Annotated in this window: 2 protein-coding genes; both read left to right on the forward strand. The window is 44.6% G+C overall.

What is annotated here, in order from left to right:
- Positions 1-10 precede the first annotated feature (10 nt).
- Positions 11-142, forward strand: coding sequence for a peptidoglycan-binding protein (locus A3729_RS34215; protein WP_255376424.1), 132 nt, complete (start codon positions 11-13; stop codon positions 140-142).
- A gap of 1 nt (position 143) precedes the next feature.
- On the forward strand, positions 144-894 hold a 751-nt coding region (locus A3729_RS29470; protein WP_068634560.1), incomplete at its 3' end, for a general secretion pathway protein GspB.

Genomic DNA, 894 nt, shown 5'->3' on the forward strand with positions numbered 1-894 from the left:
AAGCGAACCAATTGAAGACCAGATTAAGCGCTTTCAAGCCAGCTCAGGCCTTGTGCCTGACGGCATCGCGGGCAGCATGACGCTGATTCATATAAATTCGCGCCTTAACTTAGGCGTCCCTCGACTTATGGGGGCGAATTAGCATGTCATACATTTTAGACGCCTTGAAAAGGTCAGAACAGGATAGGCATCAAGAGAAGGTTTCTTCGATTAATAACGATATGATGGTAATGCCAAGGAATATGTCGCGACAGCCTCTTTGGCCTTACCTCCTAATATTTGTCCTTTTACTTAATGCAGGTGCGTTGATATTTTATTTTCTAGGCAGCAATTCTACTGATGAGAGTGGAAGCTCTGAAAATAGCCTGTTAACTGACAATAAAGCACTCTCCTCGACTGAGCCGGACATTAAGGATACTGGCCGTAAAACCAAGGCACTTCCATCCCATCTCATTGATAAAGCACCCATTCAAGCAAAGCCTCTTCCTATTCTAAAGGATGACTTTTCCGATAAACGCTCTGCTAAGGAGGATAAAGAGCCAGTCGAAGCTGACGATGTTATCCGACCTAAAGCGGGTGTTAAGCGCATCAGCCCGCCGCTTGCCGAGCCTTATTCCGAAGCAGCCCCGGTTTCTAAAGCTGTCGAGGAAAAAATATTGCCGACAAGTGTGAACGACGAGAGCGATAGAAGCAAACAAATTAGTAGTGCACCAAATGCATTTTCAGACCTTCCTCTACTAAGTGAAATGAATATTAGCTTTCAAAGGGGGGTTCCGACAATAGAATTTAGCAGTCATATCTACTCTTCAGAACCGAGCGCACGAAGAGCCATGATTAATAATTTGTACTTAAGGGAAGGGGATGGTTTCTCTGGCTTAGTCATTAGAGAAATTG

This window comes from Oleiphilus sp. HI0043 (assembly GCF_001634935.1).